18 protein-coding genes are annotated in these 16,618 nt (G+C 69.4%); 9 read left to right on the top strand and 9 right to left on the bottom strand.

From position 1 onward, the window contains the following. The first annotated feature begins 36 nt into the window (after positions 1–36). Positions 37–423 carry a hypothetical protein gene (locus tag OCQ_RS23670; RefSeq protein WP_008261626.1) on the top strand — a complete coding sequence of 129 codons (387 nt, stop codon included), beginning with the start codon at positions 37–39 and terminating at the stop codon, positions 421–423. Between the two features lie 14 nt (positions 424–437). On the opposite strand, the gene OCQ_RS23665 is transcribed toward OCQ_RS23670, so the two are convergent. Continuing rightward, on the bottom strand, positions 438–1,097 hold the full coding sequence (locus tag OCQ_RS23665; RefSeq protein ID WP_008261624.1) for a DUF3060 domain-containing protein: 660 nt from the start codon (positions 1,095–1,097) through the stop codon (positions 438–440). Between the two features lie 57 nt (positions 1,098–1,154). On the opposite strand from OCQ_RS23665, the gene OCQ_RS23660 reads away from it, so the two are divergent. Both OCQ_RS23660 and OCQ_RS23655 read left to right on the top strand, forming a co-directional pair. Further along, positions 1,155–2,174, top strand: coding sequence for an NADP-dependent oxidoreductase (locus tag OCQ_RS23660; RefSeq protein ID WP_008261621.1), 1,020 nt, complete (start codon positions 1,155–1,157; stop codon positions 2,172–2,174). Positions 2,175–2,290: 116 nt separating this feature from the next. Beyond that, entirely contained in the window at positions 2,291–3,118 is an 828-nt protein-coding gene (locus tag OCQ_RS23655; RefSeq protein ID WP_009956078.1) for a glycoside hydrolase family 16 protein, read from the top strand. Between the two features lie 3 nt (positions 3,119–3,121). Here the strand turns inward: OCQ_RS23655 and OCQ_RS23650 are convergent, their stop codons facing one another. Continuing rightward, a complete protein-coding gene (locus OCQ_RS23650) occupies positions 3,122–4,657 on the bottom strand; it encodes a glycosyltransferase family 39 protein (protein WP_036429635.1) in 1,536 nt (511 codons plus the stop codon). 71 nt (positions 4,658–4,728) lie between these two features. Here OCQ_RS23650 and OCQ_RS23645 point away from each other — a divergent pair, with 71 nt between their 5' ends. The 3 genes from OCQ_RS23645 (at position 4,729) to OCQ_RS23635 (ending at position 6,477) form a co-directional block, all read left to right on the top strand. Beyond that, positions 4,729–5,034 carry a hypothetical protein gene (locus OCQ_RS23645; protein WP_008261617.1) on the top strand — a complete coding sequence of 102 codons (306 nt, stop codon included), beginning with the start codon at positions 4,729–4,731 and terminating at the stop codon, positions 5,032–5,034. A gap of 30 nt (positions 5,035–5,064) precedes the next feature. Further along, on the top strand, positions 5,065–5,739 hold the full coding sequence (locus OCQ_RS23640; protein ID WP_008261616.1) for a GAP family protein: 675 nt from the start codon (positions 5,065–5,067) through the stop codon (positions 5,737–5,739). Positions 5,740–5,805: 66 nt separating this feature from the next. After that, a complete protein-coding gene (locus OCQ_RS23635; protein ID WP_008261614.1) occupies positions 5,806–6,477 on the top strand; it encodes a GAP family protein in 672 nt (223 codons plus the stop codon). Here OCQ_RS23635 and OCQ_RS23630 read toward each other — a convergent pair. Further along, positions 6,465–7,238 carry a hypothetical protein gene (locus OCQ_RS23630; RefSeq protein ID WP_008261612.1) on the bottom strand — a complete coding sequence of 258 codons (774 nt, stop codon included), beginning with the start codon at positions 7,236–7,238 and terminating at the stop codon, positions 6,465–6,467. The two genes, OCQ_RS23635 and OCQ_RS23630, sit on opposite strands and share 13 nt — an antisense overlap. Positions 7,239–7,279: 41 nt before the next feature. Between OCQ_RS23630 and OCQ_RS23625 the strand changes: the two genes are divergently transcribed. After that, positions 7,280–8,788, top strand: a complete 1,509-nt coding sequence (locus tag OCQ_RS23625; RefSeq protein ID WP_008261610.1) for a bifunctional phosphatase PAP2/diacylglycerol kinase family protein — start codon at positions 7,280–7,282, stop codon at positions 8,786–8,788. Here OCQ_RS23625 and OCQ_RS23620 read toward each other — a convergent pair. From OCQ_RS23620 to OCQ_RS23605, 4 genes are all read right to left on the bottom strand, one after another. Next, positions 8,724–10,163, bottom strand: coding sequence for an FGGY family carbohydrate kinase (locus OCQ_RS23620; protein WP_008261608.1), 1,440 nt, complete (start codon positions 10,161–10,163; stop codon positions 8,724–8,726). The genes OCQ_RS23625 and OCQ_RS23620 overlap by 65 nt on opposite strands. Then, complete coding sequence (locus OCQ_RS23615) at positions 10,160–11,563, bottom strand: mannitol dehydrogenase family protein (protein ID WP_014385954.1); 1,404 nt, start codon at positions 11,561–11,563, stop codon at positions 10,160–10,162. Before OCQ_RS23615 ends, OCQ_RS23620 begins: the two co-directional genes overlap by 4 nt. A 44-nt stretch (positions 11,564–11,607) precedes the next feature. After that, positions 11,608–11,952 (bottom strand): DUF732 domain-containing protein, encoded by a 345-nt coding sequence (locus OCQ_RS23610; RefSeq protein ID WP_008261604.1) that lies wholly within the window; start codon positions 11,950–11,952, stop codon positions 11,608–11,610. 153 nt (positions 11,953–12,105) lie between these two features. Then, positions 12,106–12,444 (bottom strand): DUF732 domain-containing protein, encoded by a 339-nt coding sequence (locus OCQ_RS23605; protein ID WP_008261601.1) that lies wholly within the window; start codon positions 12,442–12,444, stop codon positions 12,106–12,108. Between the two features lie 391 nt (positions 12,445–12,835). Between OCQ_RS23605 and OCQ_RS23600 the strand changes: the two genes are divergently transcribed. After that, the gene (locus OCQ_RS23600) at positions 12,836–13,333 is read left to right on the top strand and encodes a hypothetical protein (RefSeq protein ID WP_036389690.1); all 498 of its coding nucleotides are present in this window, start codon (positions 12,836–12,838) and stop codon (positions 13,331–13,333) included. A gap of 148 nt (positions 13,334–13,481) precedes the next feature. Here the strand turns inward: OCQ_RS23600 and OCQ_RS23595 are convergent, their stop codons facing one another. Then, a complete protein-coding gene (locus OCQ_RS23595; RefSeq protein WP_014943058.1) occupies positions 13,482–14,288 on the bottom strand; it encodes a L,D-transpeptidase in 807 nt (268 codons plus the stop codon). Positions 14,289–14,553: 265 nt separating this feature from the next. On the opposite strand from OCQ_RS23595, the gene OCQ_RS23590 reads away from it, so the two are divergent. Next, entirely contained in the window at positions 14,554–15,333 is a 780-nt protein-coding gene (locus OCQ_RS23590; protein ID WP_014385952.1) for a hypothetical protein, read from the top strand. A gap of 113 nt (positions 15,334–15,446) precedes the next feature. On the opposite strand, the gene OCQ_RS23585 is transcribed toward OCQ_RS23590, so the two are convergent. Then, positions 15,447–16,583 carry an LLM class flavin-dependent oxidoreductase gene (locus tag OCQ_RS23585; RefSeq protein WP_014385951.1) on the bottom strand — a complete coding sequence of 379 codons (1,137 nt, stop codon included), beginning with the start codon at positions 16,581–16,583 and terminating at the stop codon, positions 15,447–15,449. Positions 16,584–16,618: the final 35 nt, after the last annotated feature.

Below are 16,618 nucleotides of genomic sequence, written 5' to 3'. Positions count from 1 at the left end.
ACTGGCAATGACGGCACGCGCTGGCGAGGAGGTCGGATGGGCGAGCACGGTGGGTTCGGATTCGACCCGGACGAATTCGATCGCATGATCCGCGAAGGCAGCGAAGGGCTGCGCGACGTGTTCGAGCGCGTCAGCAGGTTCGTCGCCGCTCCCGGTGGCAGGTCGGGCTGGTCGACGATCTTCGAGGACATGTCGCGGCGACCCCGCCCCGCGCCCGAGACCGCCGGCGAGGCCGGCGAGGGCGTGTGGGCCATCTACACCGTGGACGACGGCGGCGGCGCGCGCGTCGAACAGGTCTACGCGACCGAGCTCGACGCCCTGCGCGCGAACAAGGACAACCTCGACCCGAAACGCAAGGTGCGGTTCCTGCCCTATGGCATCGCGGTCAGCGTCCTCGACGACGACTCCGAAGAGACTGCGTAGCAGTCGTTTTCGGCTCAGCCCTGGGTGACGACGTTCGAGTCGCCGGAGTTGCTGATCTTCGGCGTGCCCGAGTGGTAGGTCACCTTGTTGTTGAAGCCCGACGCGGTGATGGCGTCGGCGGCCTCGATGGTGACCGCGTTTTGCACCCCGGAGACCGAGAGGCTGGCGCAATGCCCGGTGATCGTCACCGTGTTGGACACGCCGCTGACGCTGACGATGTTGTCGTTGCACGCGATGGTCCGGCTCTCGTTGATGCCCGCGACGCTGAGCCGGGCGCCGCGCGGCGGGGCGGGTGAGGTCGACGGCGCTGCTCGCCGCGAGGCCGACGGGGCGGGACTCGTCGAGACGCTCGGCGGCGAGGTGATGAATGACTTCACGCCGGAAATCTGGTGTGCGGCAAAGGCGGCGATGCCTCCCGCGAGTGCGATCACACCGATCACGATGACGGTGCCAAGGATCCACCACACGCGGTTGCCCGAGGGGCTCGGCGGCGGCGGTCCGGTGACCGGGCCGCCGTAGGTCCACGCCGGCGGCGGTGGCGGGGCGCCCGGGGTCGGCGGCGGATGGGCCTGGCCGGCGGACGCGGAGCTGCCCTGCTCTGAGGCCCACGCCGACTCGGCGAGCGGGCGCTCGAGTTCCCGGATCCGCTCTTCCGGGTCATCGTTTGCTGCCATGCATTGAATATGCCATTCGCTTCTGCGTTTTCGGCCCGTTCGGTAGTTTTGGGGATCGTGCCCGATTTGCCGAACCGCCAGGTGTTGTTGCGTCGTCGCCCGTCGGGGCTCGTCCGGCCCGACGACACGGAAATGGTCACCGCGCCCGCGCCCGAACCCGCCGAGGGGGAGGCGCTGCTGCGCACCACCTACGTCGGCATCGACGCGGCCGCCCGCACCTGGCTCGACGACCAGCCCAGCTACCTTCCGCCGGTGCAGCTGGGTGAGGTCATCCGCGCGGCCGGCATCGGCGAGGTGGTCGCGTCGCGGTGTGACGCGTTCGCCGTCGGCGACGTCGTCACGACGCTGACCGGGTTTCAGGAATACGTGATCATCCGCGACGACCTGTTCAGCACGCCGATCCCGGGCGAGGACGACCAGCTGGCGATCATGTCGGTGTACGGGCCGACCGGCGCCACCGCCTATTTCGGGATGACCGACATCGGCCGACCGCAGCCCGGGGAGACGGTGGTGGTGTCGGCGGCCGCGGGGGCCACCGGATCGGTGGCCGGGCAAATCGCCAAGATCGCCGGCGCCCGGGTGGTGGGCATCGCGGGCGGCCCGCAGAAATGCCGGGCGGTGGTGGAGGACTTCGGGTTCGACGCGTGCATCGACTACAAGAACGACGACATCGTCGCGGCGCTCAAAAAGCATTGCCCGCAACGGGTGGACGTCTACTTCGACAACGTGGGCGGGCCCATCCTCAACGCCGTGCTGGGCCGGCTGGCCCCCCGCGCGCGGGTGGTGCTGTGCGGCGTCATCTCCAGCTACCTGACCGGCGACCACCCGGGGCCGGCGAACTACGTGAACCTGTTGTCCAAGACCGCGCTGATGCAGGGCTTCAACGCGCTGGACCAGTGGGGCCGCTTCGACGAGGCGTTCGCCGCGCTGCGCGGCTGGGAGGCCGAGGGCCGACTTCACCACCGGCAGACCATCTTTGAGGGCATCGAGTCGTGTGTCGACGCCCTCAACGGCCTGTTCACCGGCGTCAACGTCGGCAAGACGCTGGTCAAAATCAGCGAACCCGGCGCGCGCTGAGGCCGCGGGATGCGCCGCACCCCCACCGCGTGGTGTTATAACACCGTTTGCGAGAGTTGCCTGGGGAGAGCGCGCCGGGCTTGACGTGCCGGCTTTCAACGATGGGTGGTTTGTAGATGGATCGTCGCAGCATGATGTTGATCTCGGGGCTCGGCATGCTGGGGGCTGCGATGCGCTTGCCGGGTGCCTGGGCCACCCCGCCGGCGCCGCAGGCGCCGCCGGCCGCCGGCGGCGGGCCCTACATCTTCGCCGACGAGTTCGACGGGCCGGCCGGCTCGCCTCCCGATCCCGGCAAGTGGACGATTCAGACCTGGCAGGACGACGTGTTCCCGCCCGTGGAGGGGATCTACCGCGACGATCGCCAAAACGTGTTCCAGGACGGCAATTCCAACCTCGTCCTGTGCGCAACCCACGATCTGATGAGCAACACCTACTACAGCGGCAAGCTGCGCGGCAACTTCCGCAGCATGATCAACCAGACCTGGGAGGCGCGGATCAAGCTGGACTGCTTGTTCCCCGGCCTGTGGCCGTCCTTCTGGGGTGTCAACGAGGACCCGCTGCCCGACGGCGAGGTCGACATCTTCGAGTGGTACGGCAACGGCGACTGGGCCCCCGGCACCACGGTCCACGCGGCGTCCAACGGGAAGACCTGGGAGGGCAGGTCGATTCCCGGTCTGGTCGACGGCAACTGGCACACGTGGCGAATGCACTGGGGCGAAGAGGGATTCGAGTTCTTCCGGGACGGGGCGCAGTACTACAAGGTGCCCAACAAGCCCATCCACGTCGCCGGCGGCGCGCCCGACGACTTCCGGTGGCCGTTCAACAACCCCGGCTACTGGATGACCCCGATGTTCACGCTCGCCGTAGGCGGGGTGGGCGCCGGTGACCCCGCCGCGGGTGTCTTCCCGGCGTCCATGCTGGTGGACTACCTGCGCATCTGGTAGCGGTCATTTCGTGGCTTTGAGCACCTGAACCAGGTTGAACTGCCACCGCTCGACCAGCCGGAAGCCCAGGTCGTGCGGCACCGCGAACGCCGGGGTCGGCCCGTAGCGGGGGCCCGGCGGCAGCGCGGCGCCCCGCTCGTGCGCCGGCTGTGACGGGTCGGCCTGGGTGATGATCCAGACCACGCCGCAGTGGCTCAACGGCTTGGCGACGACCTCGGGGATGAGGTTGGTGTCGAAGACGTCGTTGCGGTCGGTCGCGCGCTGCCACAGCGTCAGGTCGACCAGCTTGCGATAGGCATCCGGGCGAGCCGCCAGCAACGGGCGCATGGGGGCCGGCATGAACGTCACCGTGTCGTTCACCAGCAGACAATCGCCCGGCGCGGCCCGCGCGGTGATCAGGTCGGCCACCTGGCTGTAGTCCATCCCGTATTTGGCGTACGGGTTGCGCTGCGCCCGAACATAATTCGGCGCCGCCGCCACGGCGAACAGGCCGACCAGCGCCGCGGTGACCCAGGGCCTGGCGGCCACCGCGCCGCCGCAGACCCCCAGGATCAGCGCCATCGCGGGCGCGGTGAACGACAGGTAGCGCGGCGTGTAGATCGAGTGCACCAGCACCGAATAGGTCAGGATCGCGGCGGTGGGAATGGCCAGCCACCCCGCCGCGAGCACCAACAGCTGCCGCTCCGATGGCGCCAGCCGCGCGGACCCGCTGAGCCACAACACAATCGCCGCACACATCAGCAGCGCCGCCAGGATGGCGAACGGGGGGCTTCGCTCGAAATACTGTTGCATCACCACGTCTTCGATGGTGCGGTGACCGATCGGGGCGACCCAGCTGATCTGGTGCGCCTGGCCGGCCACCGTCAACAGGAACGGCAACACCGCACCCACCGCCACGGCCGAGGCAGTGGCGAAGCGCGCCAACACGGTTCGGCCGCGGTGGAAGACGACGACGAAGACGACGTACGCCCCCAGCAGCAGCGCGATATACGCGTCGAGCACGATCGAGAGGGCCAGCGCGACACCGTAACCCAGCCACAACCGCCGGGTGTCGCGGCGCGCGGCGTGGACGAGCAGGACCGTCAGCCACACCGCGGCCATCATCGACAGGGCATAGGGCCGCGCCTCGATGCCCGCCCACGTGGTGCGGGGCAGGATCGCGCAGAACGTGCCGGAGGCGATCGCGACTGTCCGCGACGAGAACTGCTTGCCCAGCACCACCACGCCGGCGGCCGCGCCCCCCGCCGCCAGGCCACTCGGCGCGCGCGACCAGAACTCGGTGGCCGGAAAGACCTGAAACCACCCGTGCATGAGCAGGTAGTACAGGCCGTGGACGGCATCGACATTGCCCAGCATGTGCCACATCTGGGCCAGCGAACGGCTGTAGGAGGCCGAGATGGTCGCGGCCTCGTCGTACCAGAAGGAGGGCCGGGCGGCCCCGGCCATGCTCACCGCGACGGCCAGCGCCGCGACGAGCAACGGGTCCAGCGCGGCCGCCACGGCAGGCCGGCGGCTGCCGAGCACGCCGGGGCTGAACACATCGCTATGGTGCCAGAACGGCCCGGGAGGATCGGCCGACCGGGCCCCTGATTCGAACGTATGATCGATCAATGGGACGGCTCGCATCGATCGGGTACAACGGCCAACCGGTCCGTGACCCGTTTCGCGCGGTCCGCCCGCCCATCGCCGTCCTGGTCGACCTGACGGTGCTGTTCCCGCGTGAGCCGCACCGCTCGGGGCGCTATCAGCCCAACGGGCTGCAGCTGCACAAGGTCGTCGAGGGCCGGCTGAGCTGCTGGGCCCTGTGCGAGCAGGGCGACTGGTGGGGCCTGGTGACCTATCCCGTCGCCTACGGATCCCGGCGCAAGACCGTGACGCACTGGGTGCCGGCCTGGACGCTGCGCCGCAAAGCCTGACCGCACCGCGCAATGCGATGATTGCTGCCCGTGGACGCAAGTTGGGCCTCGGTCCTGAGCAAGCTCGTCGCGCTGGCGGCCGTCATTGCGCTGTCACCGATCACGGTCATCCCCGCGGTGCTCGTGCTGCACGCGCCCCGGGCGCGCCCGGCCAGTCTCGCCTTCCTCGGCGGCTGGCTGGTGGGGCTGGTCGCCTTCACGGCGGCGTTCGTCGCCGGCTCGGAGGCGCTCAGCGGCTTCCATGCGACCCCGCCGAAATGGGCGTCCTGGGTGCGCCTGGTCTTCGGGGTGGCGCTCCTCGCGCTCGCGGCGTTCCACTGGTTCACCCGGCACCGCCACCGCAGCATGCCGCGGTGGATGCGGTCGTTTTCCACGCTCTCCCCGGCGCGCGCCGGGGTGGTGGGGGCGGTCCTGGTGCCGCTGCGGCCCGAGGTGCTCATCCTGTGCGCGGCGGCGGGTTTGGCCGTCGGCAACAGCAGCCTGAGCGCCGGCGGCGAGTTGGTCGCGGCCGCGATCTTCGTCGTCGTCGCCGCGTCGACGGTGGCGATCCCGATCCTGGCCTATGCCGGCTCGGGTGACCGCTTCGAGGGAACGCTGGAACGTCTCAAGGCCTGGATGGAGGCCAACCACGACGCGATGCTGGCCGTGATCCTGTTCCTGATCGGGTTGATCGTGCTCTACAACGGGATTCGCGCGCTGGCCTGACCCGCGTTCGGCCGACTCCGGCGCGTTTCGGCGTCACTTCGGCACGGCAATGGGAGGATGCCGCCCATGGCAGGAAGCTGGGGCACGGTGCTGACCGGGCTCGTTCCGCTCGGACTGGTCATCTCGCTGTCGCCGCTCACGGTCATCCCGGCGGTGCTGGTGCTGCAGGCGCCGCGGCCGCGGCCGAGCAGCCTGGCGTTCCTGGGCGGTTGGCTGCTCAGCCTGGCCGCGCTGACGGCGCTGGCCGTCGCGGCCTCCGGGCTGCTCGGCGGCTTGGACAAGGCGCCGCCGCGGTGGTCGTCGTGGCTGCGCGTGGTGCTGGGCGCGGCGCTGATCGCGTTCGGCGTTTACCGGTGGCTCCGCCGAAACGACCAATCCGAGTCGCCGGCGTGGATGCGCTCGTTCGCCAACATCACCCCGGCCCGCGCCGGGATCACCGGCGCGGTGCTAGCCCTCGTGCGCCCGGACGTGGCGCTCATCTGCGTCCCGGCCGGATTGGGGATCGGCACCAGCGGGCTCGGCGTCGCCGGCGACTGGGCGGCCGCCGCGTTCTTCGTCGCCATCGCGGCCTCAAGCGTCGCGATCCCGATCCTGGCCTACGTGGCCGCCGGCAGCCGCCTCGACGACACGTTGGCGCGCCTCAAGGACTGGATGGACCGCAACAACGCCGCCCTGCTCGCGGCCGTCTTGGTGGTGATCGGCGCGATGGTGCTCTACCACGGGATTCACGCCCTGTAGCCGCCGTCGGCCAGGCCGGCGTCGGCTTCGAGCCTGTTGGTCGCCCCAAAGGCCAACTCGCGGAACAACTCCCGACCGTAGCCGGTGAGCATGCCCAGATAGCCGCGGGCCGCCCATTGCTGCGCGTGCCGCTCTTCGTGGTGCAGCACCCGGTCCAGGTCCAGCCGGGTGCAGCGCGGCGCGCCGTGCCCGTCAAGGCACCAGGTGTGCCCGGAGGCGACGACCCGGCACAGCTGCTCTGCCGGGTCGTCGAGCCGGCCCAGGTTCACCATGAAGATATCGCCCCACGTGGTGCCGCCCCGCTGGCTGAACAGCCGCTGGATCCAGTTGCCGCCCAACCCCATCAGCATGCCGTTGGGGGTGGTGACCAGGCGCCCCCCGTTGCGGTGCACGAACGGGACGTCGCGGGTGTAGCTCCAGCCGTTTGCCTGCTGCCGCAAGCGGATTCGGGTCACCTCGGCGGCGCAGTGAGGGGTGGCCGGGAAGTCGGTGGGTCGCTTGCCCGCCGCGCCGTAATCGCTGCCGGCGTTCAGGATGTAGGTCATCAGCGCCGCCGCGCGAGCGTCGCCCCCGCCGGCGCTGGGCGGCAGCAGGAAGAAGGATTGGCCGGCCGGGTCCTTGATCTCTTGCATCCTCGCGAGGACCACGAAGCTGGCGCGCGTGATGTCGTGGCGCCGGCTGATCTCGGCGAGCGCGTGCGGGGGCACGCCGCGGCGCTCGGCGTTCTCCCGCCATCTCGTGCAATAGCCCTGTGCGTCCATGTCTTTCCGATCGATTGTCACCCATGGTTAGGGTGGAGCGAATGAACAGGCGGCCCTGGCGACGCGCGCGCGGCGTCAAACAGATCACCCGAGGACTCGGCACGCTGGATCGCGAGCTGTTCGACGCGATCGCCGAGACGGACACCCCGCTGCTGGACACGGTCATGCCGCGGTTGACGCGCGCGGCCGACCATTCGAAGCTGTGGCTGGCCATCGGCGCGGCCCTGCTGGCCACCGGCAGGCACAGCGCGCAGCGCGGCGCGACCCGCGGGCTGGTGACGCTGGCCGCCACCAGCCTGGTCACCAACCAGTTCGCCAAGCGCATCCGGCGGCGCCCGCGTCCCGGCTACGACTTGGTGCCCCTCGTCCGGCAGGTCCGCCGCCGCCCGACGTCGAATTCCCTGCCGTCGGGGCATTCGGCCAGCGCGGCCGCGTTCGCCGTCGGGGTCGGCCTGGAGAACCCGCCGCTGGGCTTCGGGCTGGCGCTGCTGGCCGGGCTGGTGGGCCTGTCGAGGGTGGCGACCGGCGCGCATTACCCGGGCGACGTCGTCGCCGGGTTCGGGATCGGGTCCGGCCTGGCCGTGCTGGGTGGCCGCCTCGTGCCGCCGATCGTCGAAACCGCCCTTCCGCGAACGGAACCGCTGCGCGTCGAGACGCCGCCGCGGCCGGACGGCGCCGGCGTGGTCCTGGTCATCAACCCGGAGTCGGGCAGCGGCACCGGGGCCCGCGTGCTCGACGAGGTGCGCGCCGAGCTGCCGAAGGTGGACATCCGCGAGCTGGGTCCCGACGACGACCCCGTCGAGGTCTTGCGTGGCGCGGCCGCCGGCGCCGAGGTGCTCGCGGTGGGCGGTGGCGACGGCACGGTGGCGGCCGCGGCCGGGGTGGCCATCGACGCCGGGCTCCCGCTGGCGGTCTTCCCCGCCGGCACGTTCAACCACTTCGCCAAGGACATCGGCTGCGACACCGTGGCCAAGACCGTCGACGCGATTCGGCGCGGCAGCGTGGCGTGCGTGGACCTGGTGTGCCTCAACGACTCTCAGATGGTGCTCAACACCGCCAGCATCGGCGCCTACCCGGCGTTCGTGCGGCGGCGCGAAAAGCTCGAGAAGCGCATCGGCAAGCCGCTGGCGGGTCTTTACGCGATGCTGCGCACGCTGCGCAAGGAAGAGCCGGTGCGCATCTGTTACGACAACAAGACCCTGCTGACTTCGCTGTTCTTCCTGGGCAATTCGCTGTACCTGCCCACCGGTTTCGCGCCGGCGCGGCGGACCCGCATGGACGACGGCCTGATCGATGTTCGCATCCTCGAGGCGGGCCGGCCATGGGCCAGGACCCGGATCCTGACCGCGCTGGCGCTGGGCCGGCTGGAACGCAGCCCGCTCTACCACGAGTTACAGGTGCCCGAATTCAGCTTCAGCGCCGTCGACGGCCCCACGACCGTTGCCCGCGACGGCGAGGTCGGGGACAAATACGACCAGGCCCGCTTCACCGCGAAATACCGGATCCTTCCGGTGTTTCGTCCGCTTCCCGACGCGCGGCCCCCTCGGTGAGATCGCGCACCCGCGCGTAGCGGGCGGGCACCTCGGGCGAGGGTTCGGCGGTGTATTCGTGCGTCGGCGGCGGCTCCCACGCAGGCGGCCGGGGCGAGCCGCTCAGCGCCCAGGCCGCCTGCCGCGCCGCGCCCGCCGCGACGTACTGCGCCGGGGCGGGCGCCAGCACCGGCATGCCGAACACTGCCGGCGCTATCTCGCGCAGCGCCCTGGATTGCGCGCCGCCGCCGACCAGCAGGATGCGGCGCGCGACGACACCGCGCGCGGCCAGATGCGCGACGCCGTCGGCGAGCGAGCACAGCAGTCCCTCCACCGCGGCCCTGGCCAGGTTGGCCGCGTTCGCGTTGGAGACCCGCAGGCCGTGCAATGCCCCGGTTGCGTTGGGCCGGTTGGGTGTTCGCTCACCTTCGAGGTAGGGAACCATGACCACACCTTCGCTGCCCGGGGGCGCCGACAGCGCGAGCGTCGACAGCTCGTCGTGATCGACCCGCAGCATCGCGGCCGCGGCGTCGAGCACCCGCGCGCCGTTGAGCGTGCACACCAGCGGAAGGTAGCGCCCGGTGCCGTCGGCGAATCCGGCGACATACCCCGCGTCGTCGCGGACCGGATCCGCGGTGACCGCGGCCACCACCCCCGACGTGCCGATCGAGACGATCACGTCGCCCTCTTGGGCGCCGAGGCCCAGCGTCGCGGCGGCGTTGTCGCCCAGACCCGCACCGAATAGTGTTGTGCCACTGCTTGTCCCGTCGGATGGGCCCAGCACGGTGGGCAGCCGCGGACGTCGGCCGCGCAGCGCCAGTTCCAGCAGATCGAGGCGGTAGTCGCCAGTGGCGGCGTCGTAGTAGCCGGTGCCGCTGGCGTCGCTGCGATCGGTCGTCAGCCCCGCGATGTCGGCGTCACCGCGCAACCGCCACGTCAGCCAGTCGTGGGGCAGGCAGACCGCCGCGGTGCGGTCCGCGTGGCGCGGCTCGTGGTCGGCGAGCCAGCGCAACTTCGCCACGGTAATCGCGGCCAGCGGCACGACGCCGACGGCTTGGGCCCACGCGCGCGCCCCGCCCAGCTCGCGCACGAGGGCGTGCGCGGCGTCGGCCGAGCGCACGTCGTTCCACAGCAGCGCGGGCCGCACCACCGCGCCGGTTTCGTCCAGGCACACCATGCCGTGCTGCTGCGCGCCGACGGCCACAGCATCGACGCCATCCAGCCCGCCCGCGTTCGCAATGGCCTCTCGCGCGGCGGATTCCCAAGCGCGCGGGTCGATTTCGGTCCCGCTCGGGTGGCCGGCCTGGCCCTCGCGGACCACCGCTCCGGTCTCGGCGTCGCACACCAGCACCTTGCAGGATTGCGTCGAGGAGTCGATCCCGGCGACCAGCGTCATGACGCGTCGTCCCCGACCAGGGCCCGCAGCGTGGCGCGCGCGCCGCGGCGGTGCAGGCAGTCCAGGGTCCACCGGTAGGCGTCGCGGAAGCGCGGGGCGTCGATGAGGTCGCCGAACACCGGGCGGTTGGCCAGAAACGCGTCCTGGTCGTCGCGTTGCGAGCGGGCGAGCGGCACCAACGTGTCGGACAGCCGGTCGATCACCTCGATCGGTTGGCCCTGTTCGTCGACGCCCTCGGCGTAGCGGGCCCAGCTCGCGACGATCGCCGCGGACAGCCGCACCGGACCGCCGGTGCGCAGATTGTCGTGCACGACCGGCAGCAGCCATTTCGGGATGCGGTCCGAGGAGTCGGTGCACAGCCGGGCGACGGTGTCGCGCGCGTAGGCGTTGGCGAACCGGGGGAGTAGTTGGTTGCGGAACTCGGTCAGCCCCGGGATTCGTGTCAGCGTCGGCATGGCCTCCGAATCCAGGTAGCGGGCCAGGAATTCGGCGATCACCGGATCCTGGGCGGCCTCGTGCACCAGGCGGTATCCGGCCAGGTATCCGAAGTAGCACAGGCCCTGATGGCCGGCATTGAGCAACCGCAATTTCATTGCCTCGTACGGCGCGACGTCGTCGACCAGCTGCACACCGGCCTGGTCCAGGGGCGGGCGCCCGTCGGCGAAGTCGTCCTCGATCGCCCACATGGCGAACGGCTCGGCCACCACGGGCCGGGCGTCGCGCACGCCGTATTCGGCCTCCAGCCGCTCGGCCACGTCCGGCGTGGTCACGGGCGTGATCCGGTCGACCATCGAGTTGGGAAAGCGTGTCTTCTGGTTCATCCACTGTGCGAGTTCGGGATTGGTGCGCTGTGCGTAGGACGTGAATGCGCGCCGCGCCGTGTCCCCGTTGCCGACGATGTTGTCGCAGGACACGACGGTGGGGGAGGGCAGGCCGCGCGCCCGGCGCCGGTCGCACGCCTCGGTCACCAACCCGAACACCGCGCTCAGGGGCGGCTGGTAGCCGCCCTCGGTGATGGTGAGTGAGATGATCCGGGTTGCCGGGGCGGCGAGCAGTTCGATGACCGCGTCGGGATCCTCAGGCGCATAACGGAAGTCGACGATGGAGCCGATGACCCGCGGTTCCCGCGTGCCGTCGGGGTGTTCGAGGGTCAGCGTGTACAGGTGGTCCTGGTCGCGCAGCGCGTCGCGCATCTGTTGGTCGCCCGGCAGCACGCCGACACCGCAGATGCCCCAGTCCCGCGCGAGCCCGGCGTTGAGCAGCCGGTCGATGTACATAGCCTGGTGGGCGCGGTGAAAGCCGCCGACACCGAAATGCGCTATGCCGATGCCGATTTGGCTGCGGTCATAGGTCGGGACGGGGATGTCGAGACCGGTCAGGTTCCGTGCGTTCAGCTTCACTCGAGTGTCACCTTAGCGCGGAGTCCGCTGCGGCTAGCTGATTGCTAGGCGTTGGGGCAGAGGTCGCGCAGGGCGAAGATCACCACGTCGGCGGCCTGGCGGCCGTTGATCCCGCCGGAGCCCTGGTCGGCATCGGAGCGCTGCAGCGCCAGCAGCTCCAGCTGCTGCGGCGAAGCGCCCCACGAAAGCTGCTGACACAGATCCGCGCCCATCTGCAACAGCGCGTCGTCGCCGCCGTCGACGGCGTGGATCCCGGCGTTGTGCAGGTCGTTGAGGAAGGCGGCCTGGTCGGCCCGCGCCGGGCCGGCCCAGGCAATTCCCGAGATCAGAAGTGGACCCAACGTCAGCGCCGCTCCGATGAACCGGCCGTGCAGCCTGCGTGCCGCCATCCCACGTTCTCCTTGTGTCTTTGCGCGATGCGGATGATGCACCTTTACACAAAAGTGCATGGACCGCCGCGCGGGAGATCCGGAGGATGAATAGTCGGCGAAGACTGGCCGCGCGGCTGCGCGCGCGGTGTGCGAGGACTCAGCTCGGCGTGGCTAGCTTGGGCACAGATCGCGCATGGCGAAGACGACGATGTCGCCGGCCTGCTGGGGGCTGAGGCCGCCGGCTCCCTGTCGTTCGTCGGAGCGCTGCAGCGCCAGGCCCTCGAGCTGCGCGGGCGGGGCGCCCCAGGAAATTTGCTGGCAGATGTTCAGGCCCGCCTCCAGGAGTGCGGCGTCGCCGCCGGTCACGGCGTGGATCCCGTCCTTGTGCATGTCATTGAGAAAGCTGGCCGCGTCGGCCTGCGCGGGGCTGGCCCAGACGAGGCCGGCGAGAAGCGGGGCACCGAACAGCGCCGAGGCGATGAAACCGCCAGCTAGACGACGTGGTGACATATGCCCTTCCCCTCTGTCTGTCAACGGTTGCTCTCACGGTGTTCACTTCTATGTAACCTCCTGGACAGACTTTGTGCATCAAAAATTCCCTGTGAATGACCTGCGGGTAAATAAAGTCCGCGGGATTCGAAGTCGGCGGCCGACCCCGGGAGAAGCCCCAGAACGCATGCGTGTCGGCGCAGGTCAGCGATGTCCGTCGGCGGTGTTCCGATTCGTGACAGCGTTGTGACGTCACCATTTGGAAACGGCGCGGTGCGGCGTGGCTCGTGTCGCGTGTCGGCTGCTGACAATTGGCCCGGTCGTGAAGGACGGCCTCGGTACGGCTAGGCGGGCCTGCTGCACTGATTGATTGCGGAAATAGCTGAGCGTGAATGAAGGAGAGTTGGCGCTGATGGCGATCGTCGATCGGTTCAACATGAAAGTAGTTGCCGGCGCTGGGTTGTGCGGAGCAGCTATAGCGTTGAGCCCCGACGCGGCGGCCGCCCCGCTGATAACGGGCGGCCACGCGTGCATCCAGGGGCAAGCGGGCGACGCGGCGCCGGCCGCCGGAGGTCCCGTGGCCGCGGGCGCGCCGGCGGACATGTGCGCGGCGCCGCTCACTGACATGTCCGGCGTGCCCATGGCCGTGCCCGGACCGGTGCCGCTCGGTGCTCCGGTGCCGATCGTGCCGCCACTGCCGCTCGCGCCGCCCGTGCCGGTCGTGCCGCCGGTGCCGGTGGTGCCCGCCGGTGCGCCGCTGATCGCCCTGGGCGGGCCGGTGGCGGGTGCTCCCTTGGAGGCGGCCGCTCCGATCATCGACATGGCCGGGGTGAAGGACGCGCCGACCGGCCCGGCGCCCACCGGCGGGCCGACGTCCGGTCAGCCGATTCGCCCGGGCCCCGCGAGCTGAGCCCGAACGTGTGCGGGCCCCTGGTTCCTACCAGCGGGCCCGTTCCGTTGCGTGCCCCAACACAATCGAAGCTCCGCACCCGTCTTGCATGTGGGTGCGGAGCTTCGTTTGCGAGGGCCGCTTGACGCAGCCCGGTCTGACTGAGGCGCTAGTCCTGGACGATCACCGGGTCGCCGACGTTGACGTGGTTGTAGTACCACTCGGCGTCATCGGGGCTCAGGCTGATGCAGCCGTGGCTGACGTTCTCGAGCCCCAGTGATTGGACGGCCCAGGGGGCCGAGTGCACGAACAGTCCGCGGTTGGTGATGCGGACGGCGTAGTTGACCGTGAGCAGGTAGCCGTTGGGGTCGTCGACGGGGATGCCGACGCTGCTCGAATCCATGGTCACCGCAGGCTCTTTCGAGAGCACGGTGTACGAGCCGACCGGCGTCGCGTATTCCGGCCTGCCGAGCGAGGCCGGCATCACGCCCTGCTCCCCGAAGTGCGGGCGATGATGCGGCGCCGGGAGTTGGGTCGGCGGTCCCGCCTCGGCCCCGTCGATGCTCACGGTGAACGTGTGCTGCGAGATGCTGGCCACCCCGATGACGGCGGGACCGGTTTTGATCTCCGAGGTCGCCTGGCCCACCGTCAGCGCAATTGTGCTGTGCGCCGGCCAGTATCGATCGGGCACCCACTGGACGACCTTGTTGTCGAGCCATTCGAACTTGCCCGTCATCGCGGGCGTCGACTTGACCTCAACCGCCCGCTCGGCCGCGCTCCGGTCGGTGACCGGACCACGGAACGTCACCACCACGGGATGCGCCACGCCCACGACCTCGCCGCGCGCCGGTGAAACCGACGCGATGGCAGGACCATGCGACAGGTTGGCCGACGCGAGGCCCACACCGGCCGGCGCTACGACCATTCCGGCAGCGACCCCGACGACCCCAAGAACACACCGAACACCGGTCCGCATGGCCTCAATTCCCTTTTAACTGACATCGTTGCAATAGGGATGATAAATGGCGTCTGACCTGCGAAAGCGCAAGGGCACGTGGATATTCGGCCACGCAACGGTCACGTTTTGACAACGGGAGGTTTGGTTCGGCGGCCTGGCGACGGGACGCGGGCGCTTCCAGCGAAGCGATCAGCGGAGCTGTTGACGATGGATCGCGCCGGCAATATGGTCAACTGGCTGATATCAACTACTTGACACCGGCTGTCGAATCAGAGGTTGCGTCATGGAATCACCGGACCTCGCTCGTCCGTTTGCACCGCACCGTCAGCGCGCCTATGTAGGCCTGCTGACGGTCGTCGGCGTCGTCTTCGTCTTCATGACCATTGCGGAGGCCACCCGGCTGCTACCCCCGACGCTGACGGTGGATGTGGCGGCGAATTTGATCTTCGGCATCCCGGTGCTGCTGCTGCCGCTCATCCTGTTCTGGAAGGGAAGGGGAGAGCAGCGATCCCGTCTGCAGCTTGCGGCCGAGCTGACACTGATCTACATCCCTCTGACGGCGGGAAGCCAGCTGACATATGAGTTGCCGTTCTTGCTCGGTCACCCGTTCAACCTGTGGACCGCCACCACGGACCCCGGGTGGCGGTGGCTGTGGTGGCAGTACGGCCTGGCCGATACCCGCTACCGCAGCGACGACCCGTGGATCTTCGGCCTGGAATTCGGCGCGGTGCTCGTCGGCATCATGCTCACCATCGTGTGGCTTCGTTTGTTGCGCAAGGATTTACCCGACGAGTCGCGGATCAAGTGTCTTTGGCTGACGTTCTTCGGCGTCGCGGTGCTGCTCACCGGGACCCTCGTCTATTACGTCAGCGAAATCCGCACCGGCTTCAACGACATCGGCCAGGGCGCTTACGGCCTGTGTTTCAAGCTGGTCGGGGAGAACGTCCCCTACATGATCCTGCCGGTCTTCGTCCTCTACGCCATTTATCTCCAGGTCGATTACCTGACCAGGCGCGCCGGGGCGACTACACAGGCGCCCGCGCCGGTCAACGCCGGGGTGTAGTTGAAGCGTCGGGCGGCACCGCCACGGGATCGCTGAGCCGGGTAGGGCAGGCCAACGCGTCGGCACCCTCGACAGGCGCGCAAAACCGTTGGGACAAGCCAGGTTCGGTGCTTTCACAGCCTCGCGATTCCGCGGAGGATCTTCATGAAGGGCAACGCGCTGGACAGCCCGCGACTGAGTTGGGGCTGGATGGTGCTCATGTTGAGCAGCGTCGGATACCGGACACCGTGATCGCGGTAGGTGGCGAGCTGATCGAGGACCTCGTCAGGTGTTCCGCTGAGCAGGCATCGCCGCATCAAAGCCCGCGGTACCGCATCGATGTGGGCGAGCGTCGTCGCCTCGTCGAGTAGCTGCGGCAGGAGGTCCTGATATCCGGTGCATCCCTCTCCCATCGGGTGACGGGCGCCGTGCTCGGCCCATTCCACATCCGGGAGAAGGAGGGCATACGTGCGGGCGGGCACTGACTCCAAGGCGTCGTCGACCTCGGCCGTACTGCGCCCGGTCACGACGAACTGCGTGATCGCGGCGACGATGGAGTACGGATCCCGGTTGGCGTCGTCGGCGGCCGCGCGAACCTGTTCCAACCCGGTTGCGTACCGTTCCGGGCTAACGATCGCCACTGGGAACCACCCGTCGGCGTAGCGACCCGTCGCCCGCAACATCCGCGGTCCGTGCGAGGCCACCCAGATCTGCGGCCGGTTGCCTTTGACGGCAGGCAAGGTGAAAATCGCGTTGCGCAGGGGGAACCATTCCGAATCTCGATTCACCAACTGCCCGTTGGAGTTCCACAGCGCACGGATCGTCGCCAGCCCCTCCTCGAATCTGGCCACCGGCTTGGACCAGTCCACCCCATATGGCTCATTGCCTTCGCGTTCCCCGGTTCCGATCCCGAGGACCGCGCGGCCCCGGGTCATCAGGTGCAGCGTCGCCGCGGTCTGCGCCGTCACGGCCGGATTCCGGCGGCCGGTGTCGGTCACGCAGGTGCCCAGTCGCATCCGGTTGAAACGATGCCGGCCGGCGAGGTGCCCGAGCGTCGTCCACGGCTCCAGGAATGCGTCCGCATGGGGCGCCAGTCGGGCTATCCCGCTGTACTTCGGCGTCATCACCGCTCGCGGCAAAAAGGCATTGAGATGGTCGGGCAGCCAGTACGAATCAGCACCGGTCAGCATGGCTACCCGATAACCCATTTCGGCCGCCGCCGTCGGCCCGAACCGGCTATGCAGTGGCGCTTCGACGACACCGAACTTCACTGCCTCGCCCCCCGGTTGACGCGGCGGAAGACCGC

Origin of the sequence: Mycobacterium paraintracellulare, from assembly GCF_000276825.1 — a bacterium.
Taxonomy (GTDB): domain Bacteria; phylum Actinomycetota; class Actinomycetes; order Mycobacteriales; family Mycobacteriaceae; genus Mycobacterium; species Mycobacterium intracellulare.
This window is presented reverse-complemented; position numbering and strand designations above follow the sequence as displayed.